The sequence below is a fragment of the Candidatus Poribacteria bacterium genome, assembly GCA_009839745.1.
GTDB lineage: Bacteria > Poribacteria > WGA-4E > WGA-4E > WGA-3G > WGA-3G.
The window spans coordinates 49,741-68,798 of record VXPE01000122.1; the positions used below are offsets into that span (position 1 = coordinate 49,741).

The following is a 19,058-nucleotide window of genomic DNA, read 5'->3' on the forward strand; positions in this document are numbered from 1 at the left end:
AAATGGCGAGAGGATAGTTAATTTTACGGAGGTTTACCTTTGGAAAGACCAAAAGTAAAGCGCGCGGAGAACACTTTAGCAGCAGCTCTTACACCTCGGCAGATCGTTGAGGAATTGGATAAGTATATCATTGGGCAGTTTGAAGCGAAACGTTGTGTCGCTATTGCCCTGCGCAACCGCGCGCGGCGGCAGATGTTGGCAGAAGATATGCAGGACGAAGTATCGCCGAAAAATATAATTATGATAGGTTCAACAGGCGTGGGAAAAACTGAAATCGCCCGTAGACTCGCGCGCCTCGTTGACGCGCCTTTCATCAAAGTAGAGGCATCAAAGTATACCGAGATCGGTTACGTGGGTCGAGATGTGGAATCCATGATACGCGACCTTACGGAAACGGCTATCAGTCGCGTCAAAGCCGAGCAAACGGAGGCGGTTGAAGAAAAAGCACAGGAATCGACTGAAGAACGGCTGCTGGATTGCATTTTTCCGGTTCCCCGTTCGCTCCAGCGCCGGCCTCGTTTAAAAGAGGAGGATGCACTTGAGGAGCCAGAGGAAGAGGACGATGGAGTTCTACAACTTCCATTTGACCTGGGTCCCGATGTAGGGGCTGAAGCCGAGGAAGCCAGAGAGAAGGAGCGTGAACGTTATCTGAAAACGAGAGAGAAATTTAGAGAGTGGCTACGAGACGGTAGACTTGAGGAGAAACCGGTTGAAATCAATGTGAGACATCAAAGCATGCCCTTTGTAGAAATCTTCTCGCCCGGCGGTATTGAGGAGATGGACATCAATTTCAAGGATATGTTCAGCAACATCCTACCGAATCAGACGAAGAAACGAAGAGTGCCAGTCTCTGAAGCGCGAACCATCTTGATGCAGGAGGAATCCGAGAAACTTATTGATATGGATGCCGTCATCACTGAAGCGATTCAACGGGTTGAAGACTCCGGCATCGTTTTTTTGGATGAGATCGATAAAATTGCAGGCAGGGAATCCCGGCACGGACCTGACATTTCGCGTGAAGGTGTGCAACGGGATATCCTTCCTATTATCGAAGGTAGCACGGTGACCTCGAAATACGGGGCGGTCCGCACGCATCACATCCTGTTCATCGCCGCTGGTGCGTTCCACGTCTCAAGCCCATCCGACCTTATCCCGGAGCTACAGGGCAGGTTTCCGATCCGAGTAGAACTCAAAAGCCTGAATAAGGATGACTTTAAATCTATCCTGACGGAACCGAAGAACGCGTTGGTGAAACAGTATGCTGCATTGCTAAGTACCGAAGGTATTGAGGCAACTATTACCGATGATGCGATTGATGAGATCGCTGCGCTTGCCTTCCAAGTTAATGAATCGGTTGAGGACATCGGTGCCCGCCGTCTGCATACGATTATGGAAAAACTCTTCGAGAACCTCTTTTTTGACGCACCTAACCTCGGAAAAAATCACATCACCATTGATGCGGAATATGTCAAAGCGGAACTGTCAGAAATTGTCAAAGATCAGGATCTGAGCAGGTATATCCTCTAACATAGTTATCAGTTTTCAGTTGTCAGTCATCAGTTAAAAGAAGATGTTGTTAAACGAATATCTTCTAACCAAAAACTGAAAGGGTTTTCATAGAAAACCCGTACTGACAACCGACAGCTATTGAACCGTGAAATATTACCGAATTCTTATCCCTCTGTTCGTCTATGCCGTGTTCCTCCCGGGCAGTTTCGCCGAAGATGTGACGCAATGGCGTGTATTTGAAGGCGGTGCGGCATCCGTCGGCCCAACAGCGATAAACGCTATAACTTTCTCTCCCGATGGCACACAACTCGCCATCGCAGATGTAAACGGTATTACCGTATATGACACCTATACCGGTGAAACACTTGCGCTGCTACCGTCGTCAATAGGGCATGTGACGACCCTGGCATTCTCTCCCGATAACCGCACCGTTGCAAGTGCAGATGAAGATTCTACGATCCATCTCTGGAATGCACAGACCCGTGAACACATAACAGACTTTACAAGCCACACTGATCCGGTTGTCGCGTTGGCATTCTCACCCGATGGCAAGACACTCGCCAGTGGAAGTTTCAAGGAGATTCGTTTGTGGGATTTAACCTTGGGACAGATGCGCCGTGCGACAGTCCTTCACGGACATCGAGATATGGTTACCACGTTAGCATTCTCACCCGATAGCAAGACGCTGGCGAGCGCGAGCTTTTATGGCACAATCCTATTATGGGATTTGGAAACTTTTCAACTCCGACACAATCTCTCCGCACATACCGACTCAATTTTGGCACTCGCCTTTTCGCCGGACAATCAAACCTTAGCGAGCGGTGGATATTGGAGTTCGGACGCGGAGAGCACAATTCGTATGTGGCATATACACACCGGACATCTCCTCGTCACCTTTGAAGACCACACCACGCCGGTTCTTGCCTTAGCGTTTGCGTCGGAGGTCTACGGGGTTAATGGAAGTCACCTTGTGAGTGCGGGTTGGGATAACACAATCCGTATGTGGGATTTATCCACCGGGCAGTTACAGGCAATATTTGAAGCGCATACCGCTCCCGTCCTCGCCTTAGCGTTCCTACCGGATATCCACGGCTCTGATGAGAGAACACTCGCGAGCGCGAGTCTTGATGGCATAATCCAATTGAGACCTTTAACCAGTTCTCTGGTGCGGCTCCCATGGGATGTTAATAACGATGGTATCGTGAATATCTTGGATCTGACGTTTATTGCTTCGCGTTTCGGGGAAGATTCACCCGACCTCAACGGGGACGGGATCGTCAATATTTTGGACCTGACGCTCATTGCCCGGCAGATTGGAGAATGAAAAGGGGCAAAGGATTTGCGACTTGACACACCTGGCGTTTTATGGTAGAATGGTGAAGTCAAATTGGATGCCAAAAGAGAGGAAAAATTAATGAGATTCTTACAAAAATGCGCGTTTCTACTGGCGTTGCTTGTGCTCGTCTCGCCGGTATTTGCTGAGGAACAGGCGACGGAAGAAACCGTTCCGCCCGTTAAAAAATATGTTGCGTTGACATTGGGGGGCACCTACACCGATACCAAAACAGTCAACACCTTTGGAACCTCCTCGACGAAGACGCTACGCGGGCTCTTTAAAAAATTAGATACACTCAAAACAGATGATGAAATTGCTGGGATTGTCTTCAAAATAGAGAATGTCAGCATGGGGTGGGCAACGCTTCAAGAAATTCGCAATAAACTTCACGAATTGCGGGAAACCGAAAAAGAGACGATCGGGTATCTGGAAAGCGGTGGTAATGCCGAATATCTCCTCGCTGCTGCGATGGAGCGTGTTGTCCTGATGCCTGCCGGAAGCCTCAATTTAACGGGCTTACGCGCCGAAGTGCTTTTCTATAAGGGACTGCTGGACAAGTTGGACATCGAAGCCGATATGTTGGCGATGGGAAAATACAAGTCGGGTGTTGAACCCTATATGCGGGACGGCATGTCTGATGCGTTTCGTGAGTCGATGACCGCGCTATTGGACGATTTATACGCCCAATTGCTGGCACACATTGCTGAGAGCCGAGACGGTATCACCGCTGAGGAGGTGTCGAATTTAATAAATAGTGGTCCGTTCACGGCGGAAGAAGCACATCAGGAGCACTTGGTTGATGCGTTGCAATACTACGACGAACTCCTTGAGACCCTAAAGACAGCGTCTCCAGACGAAGATGTTCAGGTGGTCAAGCCGGATTACGAGCGTAAGCGAAAAGTACCGGATATGAACAGTTTCGCCGGACTCATGCAACTACTTAGTATGTTGAACCCACCGCAACGGGCAAAAAGCACGGCGGAAAATCAGATCGCACTTATTTATGCGGATGGACCCATTTTACCGGATATTGATCAGTTATTTCCTTCAACGTCAGTGATTATGCCGAGCACGCTGAAGGAGGCGTTCGAGAAAGCGCGCACCGATGATACCGTTCGGGCAGTTGTGCTACGTATAGACAGTCCGGGGGGTTCTGCGCTCGCCTCGGATCTGATTTGGCGGGAAGTAATGCTCACACAACGCGAAAAGCCGGTTGTCGTTTCTATGGGAGATGTCGCGGCATCGGGTGGCTATTATATTGCAATGGCGGCTGGGACCATCGTCGCACACCCAAGCACACTGACGGGTTCAATCGGTGTGTTCGGTGGTAAGCTGAACATGAAGGGATTTTATAACAAAATCGGTTTGACGAAAGAGATCATCGCACACGGTCAGAACGCGACCCTCTATTCGGATTACGGCGGCTTTACACCGACCGAACGGGAACGCGTCGAAAAGATGATGAAAACGGTGTATAAGGATTTTGTCAGTAAGGCGGCGGAAGGCAGAAACAAATCCTTTGATGAAGTCGATGAGATCGCGCAAGGGCGCGTCTGGACAGGTAAACAGGCGAAAGCACTTGGACTCGTTGATGAATTCGGCGGGCTTGAGACTGCGCTGTCTATCGCTAAAGAACAGGCGGGTTTTGCCGATGATGAAGAAGTTAACCTTATCGTGTTACCGAAGCAGAAACCTTTTTTTGAGCAACTCATGGAACGGATGATCGAGGACATGGAGGGTTCGGTTCAGTTACCACTCGAATTGACAGCGAGTCATCCTGCCTTGTCCGTATTCGGTAATCGGTGGCAGCATGTCGTCACGTGGTTGAGCCTGTTTGGTTTTGAAGATGGGACACAAGTGGTAACAATTTTACCTTATGACGTTTTAATTCGGTGAACTATGCAATCTAACGACAATTTGCACGTTGATGTAACTGATGAACAGATCGCCTTCTTTCGAGAAAACGGATACCTGAGCATTCCACGTATTACAACAGAAGCAGAGGTAGAATGGCTCAAAGGCATCTACGATGAACTCTTCACGGAACGGACTGGCGAAGCGGAGGGACGGTATTTCGATCTTGCGGGTCCGCGTGCGCATACCGGACGAGAGACGTTGCCGCAGGTGTTAGGTCCAGAGGCGCGATTCCCGGAACTCCGTGAGACTGTCTATTTCCGAAACGCGCAGCGGCTCGCCGCGAAATTGCTCCGTGTGTCAACTGACAAGGTGAGCGGCGGTGGACACATGATTTTGAAGCCTGCGCATTATGGCAATGAAACGCCGTGGCATCAAGATGAGGCGTATTGGAATCCAGAGGTGCTACCGCACAGTCTGAGTGTTTGGCTGCCACTTGATAAGGCGACAGTTGAAAGTGGGTGTCTCCAATTTATCCCGAAATCTCACAAAGGCGGGGTGCGTTGGCATCGGCACATTGACAACGATCCACTCGTGCACGGGTTGGTGACAGATGATGTTGATGTATCCGAGGCAGTGGCATGCCCGATACCGGCAGGCGGTGCGACTTTCCATCACTGTCGGACTTTGCACTATTCTGCGCCGAACCGGACACCGGAAGCACGTAGAGCGTATATTCTCGTCTTTGGTGGACCCCCTAAGAAACTGGATACACCGGCGCATCGTCCATGGCAAAAGGAAGAACAGGAGGCACTTTTGGATCGATGCTGACAACGGAGGCATCGCCAAGAGTACATAGTTAAAAAAATGAAAATTATTTGTACGGGTATCAGTTGTTCAGGACGTAAGGAGCTGATGGCGAATTTTAAGATACTGTGCATGAAACGGAAGTTGAACATCGGTTTCTTCAATGTCGGCGATGTGATGCACCGTGTTGCTGCGGAGGCGCGTGTCCATTTTACGGACAAAGTGCTTGATTCGGATCCTGCGGTTTTATCATTGGCACGGCGCACGGCTTTCTATGAAATCGCTCGGCGCGCCGAGGATTATGAGCATGCTGTCATTGGATTACACGCCTGTTTCCGGTGGCGCGGGAGCCTTATTGAGGGATTTTCTTTTAAAGATATTGATATTCTTCTACCGGATCTGCTGATTAACGTTGTTGACAACATCACCGATATATCGGAACGGATGGAAAACACGTCCCAATGGGAAGGGATGGGTAAAGCGGCACTCAACGTCTGGTTGGATGAAGAAGAGTTCCTGACGCGGCAACTTGCACATTTCACGGAGAAACCCCATTATACCGTTGCGAGACAACACACTCTCGAAAATTTTTATGAACTCCTCTTTTCACCGAAGCCGAAATTTTACCTCAGCTACCCCATCACGCTCCTGAGAGATACGCCGAAGGAAATTGAGAAGATCCGCGAGATTGGAGAAAAACTGAGCCGTTCCTTCATTGTCTTCGATCCGCTCACGATCAAGGATATGGAACTCGTTACCCTCACGAAAGATGAAAGTGCTGATGCCCCACGCGTGAGTGAAATGGGTGAGGAAGTGATTGAACAGATTCAAACCCGAACGATCTCACGGGATTATCAGTTCGTTCACCAGAGCGATTTCGTAGTTGTGATTTATCCGACGGATAAGTTATCGCCGGGCGTTCTGAGCGAGATGAATTACGCTTCCCGCCATAACAAGCCTGTATATGCGGTTTATCCTGGAACCCGGAGTATCTTTTTCGAGAACTTGTGTGATCGGATTTTTGATACATTTGAGGAGTTGGCGGATTTTCTGATTACTACCTATAAGACGGACGCAGGTTGAAAGTTTTAGATTCTTAACCTTCACACGGGGTGCGGAAAGGGCATGAAATCTTTGTTAGAATCCGCAGAAATACGCAGAAACACCCTATCAAAGCCCCCTATCAAAAACCCCAAGCAAATAAACTCTCCGGGATCCAAGAGGGATATTGGAGTGTGCGAGGTTTGTGCATAGAATCCGGCGCGGTTGCAAACCGTGCCTACCGGACCTGGGACCGCGTCTATTATTTTTTGACACCCGTGATGCGTTGGAGCATCGACCCTACTATCGTTATAGAAAGGTTTATCTTATGGCTGATGCCTATTACACGACTGACGAATCTCATTACAATGAGTGTCTTGAGAAAGGAACTATTGTTCCGATAAAAGATTGGTATGGTAAAAGGTTTTGCATCGAGGATTTTTTAGCTGGTGATCACCAGTACATTTTTATGTTTGTCAATGACCGCTACAGTATTTTTGACGAGAACGGAAAGGATCAAACTTTCGGTTTTGTCTTGGACGCTGAGTCATTGGTTACAGAGAGCAATGCGCTTGTAGGACCGGATTTGATAAACAAGTATCGCTCTCTGATTAACGAGTGTGCAACGCTTTCTGTTGAACAAAACCCGGTGCTCAAAAATGTCCAATTGATTATTCGAGGCGTGCTTGCTGGTGCTGTTACCGAACCCGGGGTTGCTGAGACGATGCTGCTTTTCAGAACGCGTGTATCTGAACTTCAAAACGAACATCGTTGTCAGGGAGAGGCGGCACTGAAACTTTTGCGAGAATCAACGGAGCCGCTGGAACTGCTCATCGGCGGGAATTCACCAGCATCCAGATAGCATTATATCTCTATCCATATGAAAATCGGTATCCTCTCACGGGGACCTCAAAACCACTCCACACGCAGGCTTAGCGAAACTGCCCTCACTGCAGGACACACCGCAGAAATTTTAGATCCCTTCGGTTTCTATCTCCATATCGGTGGCACCGGTAACCGTATGACTTATCACGGGAAACCGGCAGAAGACTTTGATGTCATCGTGCCGCGACTCAGTCGGACGACAGCGCAATACGGCGAAGAGGTCTTGGCGCATTTTGAATGGGTCGGAACACTTGTGGTGAATCGGGCAAAAGCGATTGCGGCGGCACGCCATAAATTTCACTCCTTACGTATCCTTGCACAGCACGGCTTACCTATCCCACCGAGTCTCACCGTCGGTTCCGCTACGTTTTTAGAAGACGCTGTGGCGGAAGTCGGGACGTATCCCTTTATTTTAAAACCGTTTCACGGCACACACGGCACGGGTGTTATGTTGTTAGATACACCGACATCGCTCACGTCGGCTGTAGATGCGCTGTGTGATCTGCATCAGGACTATGTCATCCAACCGTTTATTGCGGAAGCCGGTGGCGTTGATATCCGTGTTTTTGTTGTAGGCGGTGAAGTCGTTGCGGCGATGAAAAGGAGTGCGCCTCCCGGTGAATTCCGAGCGAATATTCATAAAGGGGCATCTGGAGAGGCTATAGCACTGACAGACGAATACACGCGCTTGGCTATAGTAGCGGCAGCAGCACTGGAATTGGAGATAGCCGGGGTCGATCTACTTCAGACAAATGAGGGTCCCGTTGTTCTGGAAGTCAATCCATCGCCGGGATTTGAGGAGTTGGAGTCAGTCACAGGCATCGATATCGCGGATGCGATTATTGAATTTGTAACGGCGTTCGCACAAGAAAGTTAAAAAGTGTGTCGCCTGAAACGAAGTGGAAGACGGATCTACGGAAATGGGCATCAAACCTTCAAGTCACCTCACCGAACCGCAAGGAAAGTTAAAAATATTGATGTTCAATCACGAATTTCCACCGATTGGTGGAGGTGGTGGTTGGGTCAGCTACTTTTTAGGTAAACACTTCGCGGCGGCGGGGCATGAAGTGCATCTGATTACCTCTCAGTTTCGTGAGTGTCCAACAGCTGAGAAAATGGAGGGTTTTCATGTGCATCGTGTGCGTGCACTTCGGAAGAATCGCGATGTGTGTGCGGTCCACGAAATGCTGACTTACGCGGTGAGTTCAAGTCTCTACGGTTTGCGATTTGCGAAACAGTTCCAACCGGACATCGTTCAGGTCTTTTTTGGTATCCCTGCGGGGGGTGGTGCGTATCTTCTCCAGAAACGCCGCGGTGTGCCATACGTCGTGTTTTTAGGGGGACGTGATGTGCCGAGTCGCAATCCGGATCCGCCCTATTATCGGTGGTTATATCTACTGCTGAAGCCGATCATCCGAGCGATTTGGGGCAACGCATCAGCGGTTGTGGCGTGTAGTGACGGTTTACGCGAACTGGCGAGAGAGACGGATTCGGTTGTGAAAATGGACGTGATCCCTGATGGCTTGGATTTAGGACGTTTTGAGCCGGTTCACCGCGATGCCTGTCCGGAAAAGGTCCGAGTGCTCACAATTGGGAGGCTTATCCCGCGCAAAGGCTTCCAATTTCTGATTCGCGCGCTTCCCCAAATCATTGAAAACGCGGGAACCGATGACTTTGAAATCGAAATTGTCGGCGATGGACCGTATCAGGGGGAACTTCTGAAATTGTCAGAAGATCTCGGCGTAGCGTCACATATCCGATTCGCGGGTTCAGTGCCGTATTCGGAATTGCCACAAAAGTATCGTGATGCTGACGTTTTCATTTTGCCCTCGCTCGCGGAGGGGATGCCGCTTGTTGTTTTGGAGGCGATGGGGACGGGGTTGCCGATCGTTGCCAGCCGCGTTCAAGGGATTGATGAACTCGTGGTGGAGGGTGTTAATGGTGCACTGTTCGACGCCGGTGATGTTGACGGACTTGCACACTCGCTGGTCAAACTGATTAACGCCGGTGAAGGTCGTATTGAGATGGGTAAAGCGAGTGTTGAACGTGTTAAGCCCTACGATTGGAAACACATCGCAGACGCTTATTTAGCCCTTTACGATGATATTTTAGAATAGCGGCCAGCAATCAGAAAGCGGATGTGAAAGTTTCAAAGTTGTAAAGTGTGCTAAAGTTTCAAAGTTGTAAGGTTGTCAGAAGTGATGAAACCCTCTTTGCTGATAGAAACCGAAAGCGAATAAAGTGAACGTGCTGATAACCAATAGCCAAATCGAAAATGGAGGTTTAAACGTAAAAAATGCTGCCAACCAAAATACTTGCGATCGGTGCGGGCGGTTTACAACGCGCCTTAACCCATGAATTTGTCCATATCCTCAATCAACGGAACCTTTATGATGGCGGTATATTTGTGGGTCAGCCGCGCGGCACTGAGAAAGCCGATGCCTTCAACCAACAAGGCGGGGTATACCATGTTGTCACGTTCGATATGCGTGGTGTTCATGACATCCGACAGGTCTCAAGCGTCGTTGGTGCGACGACACTCGCAACAGCGGCAGGACGCGAGCAGTTCTATGCACAGACAAAACATCCGTTGGACCTCCTCCTTATCGGTGTAACTGAAGCAGGGATCGCCAAGGGTGAACTGGCGATGGATGTGTTGGAAGAGACGCTCTATCGCTATTTCTGTCATCACTGTGCGGAGGCGACGCTTTGTGTCATCAACACCGATAACCTCCGAAATAACGGAGATATTATTCGCGATATTCTCTGCAACGCGTATCCGAAACGGAGTGATGATTACGCGGCGTGGCTGGAAACGAACGTGGGGTTTCTCAACGAAATGGGGGACCGGCTTGTGCCGCAGGTCTATGCCGTGCCTGACGAGATTCAAGAGGAGGCGCGTGCACGCATCGAACGTCAAGATGAATTGATAACCTACGCCGAGGCAATGCCAGCGACCCCGCTTATCTTGGAGGATTTGGACGCCGTGTTGCGTGTGCCATTCAGTAAACTTCAAGACGCCGGCGTTGTTGTCAGTCGCGAGAGTATTGAACCGTATCATGACTGGAAATTGCTCCTGGTGAATTCCGTGCATGTGCCTGGGATTACGCACAAAGGAACACTCTCCGGTATTGAATATGTCAACGAAGCAGCGACACACCCAACGTTTGCACCACACCTGGAGCGTCTGATGGATGGATACGCTAAGATCGTGGAAGCGGACATCCCGATAGCTGGAAAAAGCGCGCGGGCATATTCATTGGAATTCGTTGCGCGTATCCGTCGCGTCAAAGATGACAATGCCCGGATTAACATCATCGAAACAGTGAAACTTCGTGAACGCGCCGCCGACATTGTGCGTTCACCGAACTATGATGCGAGTACAGAACTCTTCAAATCCGATTTCGCGTATTCCTTCGCAACAGTGCTTCGGTTTCTGACCCCGCACACAATCTCGTCTCCTGACGACTATAAAGGTATTACCGATACGGGTGAGGTATACGAAATCCGTGACCCTGATCGGACGATACAGGATATTCTGAAGGGAGCGTTTGGGGTTAGCGAATCAGATGCAGCGGCGCGGATCGCGACGATTCTCTCAAATGCGGCGTTGTGGTCGCCTGCGGGTGCTGTATCGTCAAGTGGTTTGGACGGGAACCGGGACTTTATGGAACGCGTCAGCGGATATTATCATCGGTTGGTTAATCGGGAGACGTGTCTCGGGGTTTTGGAAAACATTAATTTGGGGACAGCGTAAAAGAAGAGACGCGCTTTAAAAGCGCGCCTACAAGAAATAGAACATACCTAAAGAGAAAGTGAGTCCACTAATCAACCAAAGAGATAACGCCTTTTTTGCGTTGAAGGACAGCATCATAGAACCGCATCGTGCCAACACAATCGTGTATGCTGGATATTGGCTCTCGGTCTTCACGAATGGCGTTGACGAACTCGGTGAGACTGATGCCATCCCCTGTTAGTTCGCCGTTGCGCTGATCGGAGAAGTTTGAGGTGAAGGAGTTCCCGGATTCGGTGAAGTGTTGCGCGCCCCACAATCCGTCTAAAACGATGTATTCGTGTTGTCCGGTAATCTCGATGTAGTCATAGTTGCGCTGCCATAAGCGTTGGCTGGTCAACTGTAAACTTCCGACGGCGCCGTTTGTGTATTCTACAGCGACAGCGAAGGCACCTTGTCCATCAACTTCATTGTGAAAAACGCTGAGTTCTTTCACATCCGCGCCAGCGATGTGTCGTGCCAAATCGAAGTGGTGGATCGCGAAATCGAGCAGGTAACTTTTGACCGTCGGGTACTTTCCACTACAGAACGAGCAGAAGAGTTGTGTGAGTTGTCCGAAGGATTCGGTTTGCATGATTTCCCGTGCCTCTCGCACCCCAAGACTGAACCGACGCTGGAAGTTCACCATCAACGTCCTATTGTGTTGTTCTGCGGTTTCCGCCAGCGTGAGTGTTTCCGCGAGCGATGGTGCGGGGGGTTTGGGGACGAAGACATGATAACCTTCTGCAAGCGTTTCAAGCACGAGGGACTGCCTCGGGTCGGGTCCCATGCAGATGATGACGGCTTCCAAGTCTTCCTTTGCAAACATTTCGTGCCGATCGGTGTAATATCTGCCCGTGCCGAATTTGCCGGCAGCGTCCTTTGCCCGATTCTCGTCGGCATCGCAAACGGCTTGCAATGCGACAGGGGCGAGATGTAATGCGGGATAAATGGTGTGCCTTGCGAAACCGCCGGCACCGAGAAATCCAATCCGAAGAGGTTCCATATTTTTTAATTATTCCTTTTTTTGTAGTTGTCAGTTGTCGGTTCGGGTTTTCTACGAAAACCCTTCCGGTTGTCAGTTAAGAGGTCTCTTTAAACGAAAACCTTTTAACCGATAACCGATAACCGACTATCGGCAACTCATACAGCGTTTGTATGAACTTTAGCACAACCTTAGGGTGCTGTAAAGGATTTTTTTTCGAGGGTCGGATAAACGATGGAAATTTCAATTCAACCTAATTGCGAAAATTGTGTCAAAATATAAAGTGCAGGATTTCTGATTGCTGCGGTTATAATACAAAAAGTTTGGATAGGAATAAAAAAAGAGAATGCCTAAAAAAGTAGGTGACCAACGGCGAAACTTCCGATTTGCGCTGCTCCAAGGCACCTTTATGCGCATTAATTTAGCGTTTGCGGATTCATCGACGGTGCTGCCTGCTTTTATTCATAAATTAAGCGGTTCCGACATTCTGGTGGGTTTAACGGGTTCAATGATGACGGCAGGGTGGATGTGGCCTCAACTGCTGATGTCGAACCTGCTTGAACACCGTCCGAGAAAAATGCCGTTCTACGCGCTGGGTATGAGCGTCCGGGTTTTAGCATGGCTCGCTGTCTTTTTCTGCACTATTACGATTGGTGAGCGAAATCCAACGTTGCTCGCGGCTTCCTTTCTGTCTCTTTATTTTATATCCTCCTCCGCCATGGGCGTTTCGACCCTTCCGTACATGGACATCGTTTCTAAAGCGATAGCCCCGCAGCAGCGCGCCCGTTTCTTTAGCCTACGACAACTCTACGGTGGCTTTTTCGCGATCTGGGTTGGGTTCTTGGTTCGTGCGGTGCTCGGGGACGAATCTGAATTTACAGGTATATTGGGGAGTATCACACAAGCTTTCAAAACGGTCACGATGTATTTTATCGGTTCCATCTGTAATCTGGATACCGATCTTGGGTTCCCGTATAACTATGCCTTTCTTTTTGTCTGCTCGGTGGCGGCAGCGTTCTTCTCTTTCGTGAGTTTTTTAGGGGTGCGCGAGCCGATTCACCCTGTTCACCCGAGGCGTCAACCGATGTGGCAACATTTAAAACATGGTGCCTACTTCCTCCGGACAGACGAGAATTATCGGCGTTTTATTTTCTTCCGCGTTTTTGCACATTTCTCTGGCATGGCATCACCTTTTTATATGCCTTACGCCCTGAATGAACTCGGATTTTCAGAAGCGACGATGGGATTTTTCATCGTTTGTTCTGCGTTGAGTGGTGTGGTTTCAAACGCGTTGTGGGGACCTATCGGGGAAAAGTATGGTGTTCGATGGTTGTTGATTATTACAGCAGCACTGATGGGTATCCCGCCTGGCCTCGCCTTTTTGTCCGGCATGTTGCCGACCTCCTTGCAAATGCCTGCCTTTTTCTTAATCTTCATCGTTGGGGGTATTTTGGCGAACGGTATGATGGTAGGTTTCATGGCATACATGTTAAACATTGCGCCGCCGCGGAACCGTCCGAGTTACATCGGTTTCATGAACACGCTCCTTATGCCTGTGAGTTGCGCGCCGCTCCTTGGCGGGTTTCTCGCGCCTTACATCGGTTATCAGTCGTTGTTCGCTATATCGGTAGGTATCTGCATCGCGGCTTTCTGGATTGGGCTCAAATTAAAGGAAATTATGCACGAAGATGAGACAGGAGAGGAAACCGAAGCGTAAAATGTAGAAGGGAGATTTGAATGAAAGTTGTTGCAAAATTCGGTACTGAAAGTGCGGGTTTAATAGATAAACCCGACCCAGTTGCTAAAGGTGAGTTCGTCGTCGTCAAAATTCATTCGGCCCCGATGTGTACGGAATACAAAGGTTTCAAAAGCGAACATACAGGCGACAGTTTCGGGCACGAAGCCGCGGGTGAAGTGGTAGAAATAGCACAGGAAGGCACTGTTAAGGTAGGCGATCGCGTTGTGGTAATGCCACACTACCCTTGTGGGAAGTGTCATCTCTGCTTAACAGGCGAATATGCGCACTGCCCAGACGACAACAAGATCCTACACGTTACCGAGCAGACAGGTGTGACGGCGACTTTCGCGCAGTACATCCTTAAGCAGGACTGGTTACTGGTGCCGATTCCGGACGGGATCTCGTATGATCACGCTGGAATGGCATGTTGTGGACTCGGATCGACATCTAATGCCATGCGGTTGATGAATGTCAACGCGTTTGATACCGTTCTGATTACGGGAATGGGACCCATCGGGCTTGGCGGCGTGATTAACGCAGTGTATAGAGGTGCGCGCGTCATTGCGGTTGAGAGCCATCCGTATCGGGCGGACCTGGCGAAGAAACTCGGTGCAGCAGCAGTCGTCAACCCACAAGACGAGGATGTCGCCGATCAGATTCAGGATTTGACGGATGGTAAAGGTGTAGACAAAGGCGTGGAGTGCTCAGCGGCTTCTCCAGCAGTTCGACTCTTGATTGACGTAACACGCCCGAAAGGACACATTGCGTTGATTGGTGGAATTGGTGACGTGGAAATTCAGGGGAGCAGTATTATCAATAAAGGCTTGATATTACACGGCACGCGGCATTATAACCTCGCAGACACACCTGCTATGATGCGGATGATTGCAGAAGTGAAGGATCCGTTGGATACATTCATCACACATACCTTCCCGATGCGCCAGATTCAGGAGGCGTGGGCATTGCAGTGCACACATGACTGTGGGAAAGTTGTCCTTGACGCGTGGGCGTAACAGTGAACATTAGACAGACCCACCAAGTATGCTTCGACGAACGGAGATTGTTATGAATTCTATGACCAACAACATACCTCTCTCAACACCACTGGACATTCGCCGCGGACTTACCAGTGCTACAGATGTCGCTTTTCCGTTGCGTTGGGGTATTCTCGGTGCTGGTAACATTTCAGCGCAGTGGGTAGAGGTTCTACACGCCTGTGAAGGCGCGACCCTAACCGCTGTAGCGGCACGGGAGATTGATCGAGCGCAAGAATTCGCGCGGCAGTATGGCGTTGCGACTGCTTACGGGGACTATAGGGAAATGGTGGCAGCCGATGACGTAGATATTGTATACATCGGGACGATCAACCGACTGCACAAGGAGCATACCCTTCTCGCAATCGAGGGGGGCAAGCATGTGCTTTGTGAGAAACCGCTCACGGAGACCCTCTCCGATGCCGAAGAGATGTATGCGGCAGCCGAGGCGAAGGGTGTCATGATGCAGGATGGCATGTGGACGCGTTTCTTTCCTGCGGTGGAGCATGCTCGCGCCGCTATTGAGGCAGGCATGATTGGGAAAGTTGTGCTCACACAATCCGACTTCTTCGACCCGATCTATACCATCCAAGCGGCACCGCTTGCCTTTGGTGCGTCGGCTGTGCCTGTAGCGGTCACCGCCTTGGGTGATAAAGCCGGTGGTGCGATTGTTGATTACGGTGATGACAAATACGCCGTATTTACATTTCCGCCTCGCGCCTCTGAACTCGCAGAGGTGACGGAACTCGTTGGGACAGAGGGACGCATTACGCTTGAGCGACCCGGACATTGCCCGACGCGTATCTCTATCCGAATTCCACCGCCGAATGGCGTGCCTTCTCAATACAGGACCCGAAACGCCCCTGCGCCGCTGCATTACTTTGAGTATCCGTTGCCGGGGTCTGTCGCGATGGCGAGATCCTCTCCGAATCAACACGGATTTCTCTATCAAGCCGAAGCAGTTCACCGGTGCCTTGCTGCCGGTTTACGTCAGTGCCCACAATACGACAAAGAGGAATCCTTACACGCCATGAACGTGTTGACGGAGATCAACAAGGCGAAACAAGCGGCGGTCACCTGATTATTTCTCCACCCAATCAGAAATTTTGCCGTCAGTGTGGGTCTCGGGAACCTCGGCTTGAAATCTCGCCTTTCTCGCTTCCCGCTCGACATCCTCATCAAACAGAGCAAGTAAGCGCACTTCAATGGTTTTTCGAAGTGGCGCGTCTTCCGGGGTTGTCGGATCGTCTATCGCCCCGTGGAAGGCTGTGCGCATGTTGGATTTCTCTTGACGTGTGTCATACTGCTTGAAAATTAGCGTTTCCTGCGGTGTCATTCGTGGGAAATAATACCAACGCTGGTTCGGGCTATGCACGAGCCGCAAACTGACGAGTCGTCTCGGGGTTTCCGTCTGAGACCAAGCATCGGCGGCAATTATATCCTCTCTCGCAACCGTTGCCATATCGCAAATAGCGAGTGGCATGACGTAAATGTCTCTCTCCAGATCGGTGCTCCGCCACACATTGTACATCTGAAAGTGCTTTCCGTTGGCGATTTTTTCAAATCCATCTTCGGAATACGGACTCACATCCGAATGGATGCCCCCATAGGTGCCTTCGCTTCCATTCGCTGTCGGTTTATTGCCACGTGGATGCCCTTCAGGCAGTCCGCCGAACCCATTCCGATATTGGTGTTGCATCACGTGTGTGTCGCTGCACCCTGTAATTGCCGTGATGAGGCCAGCGCACTCCTGATAGAAATGGGTTGTTATGGCATCCTGATCGTGCAGATTTCTCACCTGCGTATCGGCGTCTACTAACTGGAATCCGTTCGCTTCAAGGTTCGGAGGTGGCTGCAATAGACGGGCATTGTGGACTTTGATCGATTCCCGCACATACATACTTTTCCGTTCATCGGGATTTTCAACCCATTCTGGTGGCGGCATGCGGGTACCTCGGTATCTTGCGTTCGCAAAACTACCCGTCGATTCCACGAAAGGTAGCGTTTCTCGTTGTGCCATTGGTGCTCCCCTTTGTGTTGGAAGTTTTTAATTGGACCTTGCGGAAGAACAACGCGATTGGAGATTTAACGGTTTTTTTCAGAGTATCCACCCGCACCGTTGTTGCGTGCTGCGTTTTTGATACTAATTTTCAAGAGATGAGCCGGACGCATTTTCTGACATGATACGATAGTCGCAATTTACTGTCAACAAAATGTATAAATATTTTGAAAAAAAATCCTTGACATTTTTGCGAATTTAAAGTATACTTGGGTTATACAACATTAACCAGATATGCATTGGCTTTCCTATCCGCTCTCAGTTTTGATGGGGCGGACGTTCATAGGAGGTGTACCATGTCAAAAATTGTTGAAACGACAATCGATGCCCAGCGCACTACGGAATTCACTCGACCCCATCGATTGCCCAAAATCAGACGAGCATTTGCGACAATTTTCAGTGAGGAACTCCGAGTTCCTGAAATTGCCTTGCTAAGTGAATTTGTGCTTACGCAAGATCGGCACCTTTCGGAGGAAGATACTGCCCGGGCACACCTCCAGCCGGAGTAACTCCCGGCTTATGCAAAAGAGTTTTGGGTAAATAAAGAAGTCTTTTTCAAAATTGGCGCGCTCCATAGGCGCGCCTACTTTATATTAAGGGTTACTGCATGAACAAACCAAATATAGTCTATATTCATTCACACGATACAGGTCGGTATGTGCAACCTTACGGGCATGCGATCCCGACTCCGAATATCCAGAAACTCGCAGAGGAGGGTGCTGTCTTCCGAAACGCATTCTGTGCGAATCCAACGTGTTCACCCTCCCGTGCTGCACTCCTCACCGGACAGTGGGCACATAGTTGCGGTATGGGCGGTTTGGCAAATCGGGGGTGGAGCCTTCCAGTGCCAGAACATCTGATCACCTACACCTTGAATGCGGCTGGATATACCACTGCCTTGGCAGGATTCCAGCATGTCGTCCGAGATCTTAAGGAGACAGGATACCAACGACTTTTATCCGAAGGCACCGTCCGAGCAGGCGCAGAGGAACGCGCACGCGATTTCATCTCGGAGAAGCATGACGCGCCATTTTTCTTAGACGTTGGATTTGGTGAGACGCATCGCCGACAGAAAGGATTCGATCCGCCGCCGGATGGAGCACCGAAAACCGATCCACGCTATGTGAAACCGCCTGCACCGTTCCCCGATACACCTGTTACGCGACAGGATATGGCGGAATATATAGACGCGGCGCGCACGTTAGATAGGAAAATGGGTGTGGTTTTTGACGCCCTGGAGGAAAACGGTCTTGCTGAGAACACGCTCGTGATATGCACGACTGACCACGGGCTTGCCTTCCCTCGTATGAAGTGCCATCTCAGCGACCACGGCATCGGGATAATGCTTATTGTCCGCGGTCCCGGGGGTTTCAGTGGTGGACAAGTTTTGGACGGGTTGGTGAGTCAGATTGACCTCTTCCCGACGATTTGCGAATTGGCGGGGATTGAAGCACCGGCGTGGTTACAAGGGAATTCTGTGCTCCCGTTGGTTCGGGGTGAAGCGGAAGATGTGCGTGATGCGATTTTCGCTGAAGTTAACTATCACTGTTGTTATGAACCGCAACGCGCCATCCGAACGAAGCGATGGAAATATATCCGCCGTTATGACACTGCGGAAAAATGGGCACTGCCGAACTGCGATGACAGCATTAGTAAAACTTTTATGATGGAACACGGTTGGGGTGATGCTCCCGTTGAATCGGAACGGTTATACGATGTCGTGTTTGATTCGTCGGAGGCACATAATCTCGCGGGGAATCCCGATTACGCAGACGTTTTGACGGAGATGCAAAACTGTTTGGAGCAGTGGCGGACGGAGACCGATGATCCGGTGAACGAAAATCAGATTATGGTGCCACCGGAGACGGCTGTATCCAACGATCCGAGGGATATATCCCCAGGGGATACGCATTATCCAGCACGCGATATGATTTTTTAATTATACCTTGCGGTTCGGTCAGATCAATTGTGTCAATTACGCTTCTTGCCGTTGATCCGCCTGCGCCGATGTTGCAGGCTACAATTTCTATCTCATGAA

Annotated in this window: 16 protein-coding genes; 14 read left to right on the forward strand and 2 right to left on the reverse strand. The window is 50.0% G+C overall.

Translation table 11 applies throughout. The annotated features are described in order from the left end of the window. Window positions 1-39 precede the first annotated feature (39 nt). From hslU to F4X88_19435, 9 genes are all read left to right on the forward strand, one after another. Window positions 40-1,527, forward strand: coding sequence for an ATP-dependent protease ATPase subunit HslU (gene hslU / locus F4X88_19395; protein ID MYA58447.1), 1,488 nt, complete (start codon window positions 40-42; stop codon window positions 1,525-1,527). A gap of 127 nt (window positions 1,528-1,654) precedes the next feature. Next, window positions 1,655-2,833 (forward strand): hypothetical protein, encoded by a 1,179-nt coding sequence (locus F4X88_19400; GenBank protein MYA58448.1) that lies wholly within the window; start codon window positions 1,655-1,657, stop codon window positions 2,831-2,833. Window positions 2,834-2,923: 90 nt separating this feature from the next. Beyond that, window positions 2,924-4,741: a signal peptide peptidase SppA gene (sppA, locus tag F4X88_19405; protein ID MYA58449.1), complete on the forward strand. Its 1,818-nt coding sequence runs from the start codon at window positions 2,924-2,926 to the stop codon at window positions 4,739-4,741. Between the two features lie 3 nt (window positions 4,742-4,744). Continuing rightward, complete coding sequence (locus F4X88_19410) at window positions 4,745-5,530, forward strand: phytanoyl-CoA dioxygenase family protein (GenBank protein MYA58450.1); 786 nt, start codon at window positions 4,745-4,747, stop codon at window positions 5,528-5,530. A 36-nt stretch (window positions 5,531-5,566) separates the two neighbouring features. After that, window positions 5,567-6,589: an AAA family ATPase gene (locus tag F4X88_19415; protein ID MYA58451.1), complete on the forward strand. Its 1,023-nt coding sequence runs from the start codon at window positions 5,567-5,569 to the stop codon at window positions 6,587-6,589. Window positions 6,590-6,752: 163 nt separating this feature from the next. Further along, window positions 6,753-7,409 carry a hypothetical protein gene (locus tag F4X88_19420; protein MYA58452.1) on the forward strand — a complete coding sequence of 219 codons (657 nt, stop codon included), beginning with the start codon at window positions 6,753-6,755 and terminating at the stop codon, window positions 7,407-7,409. 18 nt (window positions 7,410-7,427) lie between these two features. After that, on the forward strand, window positions 7,428-8,309 hold the full coding sequence (locus F4X88_19425) for a RimK family alpha-L-glutamate ligase (GenBank protein MYA58453.1): 882 nt from the start codon (window positions 7,428-7,430) through the stop codon (window positions 8,307-8,309). A 43-nt stretch (window positions 8,310-8,352) separates the two neighbouring features. Next, window positions 8,353-9,549 carry a glycosyltransferase family 4 protein gene (locus F4X88_19430; GenBank protein MYA58454.1) on the forward strand — a complete coding sequence of 399 codons (1,197 nt, stop codon included), beginning with the start codon at window positions 8,353-8,355 and terminating at the stop codon, window positions 9,547-9,549. A gap of 179 nt (window positions 9,550-9,728) precedes the next feature. Then, window positions 9,729-11,189: a hypothetical protein gene (locus F4X88_19435; GenBank protein ID MYA58455.1), complete on the forward strand. Its 1,461-nt coding sequence runs from the start codon at window positions 9,729-9,731 to the stop codon at window positions 11,187-11,189. Between the two features lie 67 nt (window positions 11,190-11,256). Here the strand turns inward: F4X88_19435 and F4X88_19440 are convergent, their stop codons facing one another. After that, window positions 11,257-12,210, reverse strand: a complete 954-nt coding sequence (locus F4X88_19440; GenBank protein MYA58456.1) for a Gfo/Idh/MocA family oxidoreductase — start codon at window positions 12,208-12,210, stop codon at window positions 11,257-11,259. A 325-nt stretch (window positions 12,211-12,535) separates the two neighbouring features. On the opposite strand from F4X88_19440, the gene F4X88_19445 reads away from it, so the two are divergent. From F4X88_19445 to F4X88_19455, 3 genes are read left to right on the forward strand one after another with little or no spacing between them, the layout of a single operon-like run. Continuing rightward, window positions 12,536-13,906 (forward strand): MFS transporter, encoded by a 1,371-nt coding sequence (locus F4X88_19445; GenBank protein ID MYA58457.1) that lies wholly within the window; start codon window positions 12,536-12,538, stop codon window positions 13,904-13,906. Between the two features lie 20 nt (window positions 13,907-13,926). Then, a complete protein-coding gene (locus F4X88_19450; GenBank protein ID MYA58458.1) occupies window positions 13,927-14,940 on the forward strand; it encodes a zinc-binding dehydrogenase in 1,014 nt (337 codons plus the stop codon). A 28-nt stretch (window positions 14,941-14,968) separates the two neighbouring features. Continuing rightward, entirely contained in the window at window positions 14,969-16,042 is a 1,074-nt protein-coding gene (locus F4X88_19455; GenBank protein ID MYA58459.1) for a Gfo/Idh/MocA family oxidoreductase, read from the forward strand. Here the strand turns inward: F4X88_19455 and F4X88_19460 are convergent, their stop codons facing one another. After that, window positions 16,043-16,981, reverse strand: a complete 939-nt coding sequence (locus F4X88_19460; protein ID MYA58460.1) for a hypothetical protein — start codon at window positions 16,979-16,981, stop codon at window positions 16,043-16,045. 335 nt (window positions 16,982-17,316) lie between these two features. On the opposite strand from F4X88_19460, the gene F4X88_19465 reads away from it, so the two are divergent. Together F4X88_19465 and F4X88_19470 are read left to right on the forward strand one after the other, a co-directional pair. Next, the gene (locus F4X88_19465; protein MYA58461.1) at window positions 17,317-17,529 is read left to right on the forward strand and encodes a hypothetical protein; all 213 of its coding nucleotides are present in this window, start codon (window positions 17,317-17,319) and stop codon (window positions 17,527-17,529) included. Between the two features lie 98 nt (window positions 17,530-17,627). Next, a complete protein-coding gene (locus tag F4X88_19470) occupies window positions 17,628-18,959 on the forward strand; it encodes a sulfatase (GenBank protein MYA58462.1) in 1,332 nt (443 codons plus the stop codon). Window positions 18,960-19,058: the final 99 nt, after the last annotated feature.

Excerpts from the sequence above, each read along its gene's own strand:
- sppA (MYA58449.1), top strand. The coding sequence starts at position 2,924 with ATGAGATTCTTACAAAAATGCGCGTTTCTACTGGCGTTGCTTGTGCTC.
- F4X88_19440 (MYA58456.1), bottom strand. The coding sequence starts at position 12,210 with ATGGAACCTCTTCGGATTGGATTTCTCGGTGCCGGCGGTTTCGCAAGG.
- F4X88_19445 (MYA58457.1), top strand. The coding sequence starts at position 12,536 with ATGCCTAAAAAAGTAGGTGACCAACGGCGAAACTTCCGATTTGCGCTG.
- F4X88_19425 (MYA58453.1), top strand. The coding sequence starts at position 7,428 with ATGAAAATCGGTATCCTCTCACGGGGACCTCAAAACCACTCCACACGC.
- F4X88_19455 (MYA58459.1), top strand. The coding sequence starts at position 14,969 with ATGCTTCGACGAACGGAGATTGTTATGAATTCTATGACCAACAACATA.
- F4X88_19415 (MYA58451.1), top strand. The coding sequence starts at position 5,567 with ATGAAAATTATTTGTACGGGTATCAGTTGTTCAGGACGTAAGGAGCTG.
- F4X88_19470 (MYA58462.1), top strand. The coding sequence starts at position 17,628 with ATGAACAAACCAAATATAGTCTATATTCATTCACACGATACAGGTCGG.
- F4X88_19430 (MYA58454.1), top strand. The coding sequence starts at position 8,353 with ATGGGCATCAAACCTTCAAGTCACCTCACCGAACCGCAAGGAAAGTTA.
- F4X88_19465 (MYA58461.1), top strand. The coding sequence starts at position 17,317 with ATGTCAAAAATTGTTGAAACGACAATCGATGCCCAGCGCACTACGGAA.
- F4X88_19435 (MYA58455.1), top strand. The coding sequence starts at position 9,729 with ATGCTGCCAACCAAAATACTTGCGATCGGTGCGGGCGGTTTACAACGC.
- F4X88_19460 (MYA58460.1), bottom strand. The coding sequence starts at position 16,981 with ATGGCACAACGAGAAACGCTACCTTTCGTGGAATCGACGGGTAGTTTT.
- F4X88_19450 (MYA58458.1), top strand. The coding sequence starts at position 13,927 with ATGAAAGTTGTTGCAAAATTCGGTACTGAAAGTGCGGGTTTAATAGAT.
- F4X88_19410 (MYA58450.1), top strand. The coding sequence starts at position 4,745 with ATGCAATCTAACGACAATTTGCACGTTGATGTAACTGATGAACAGATC.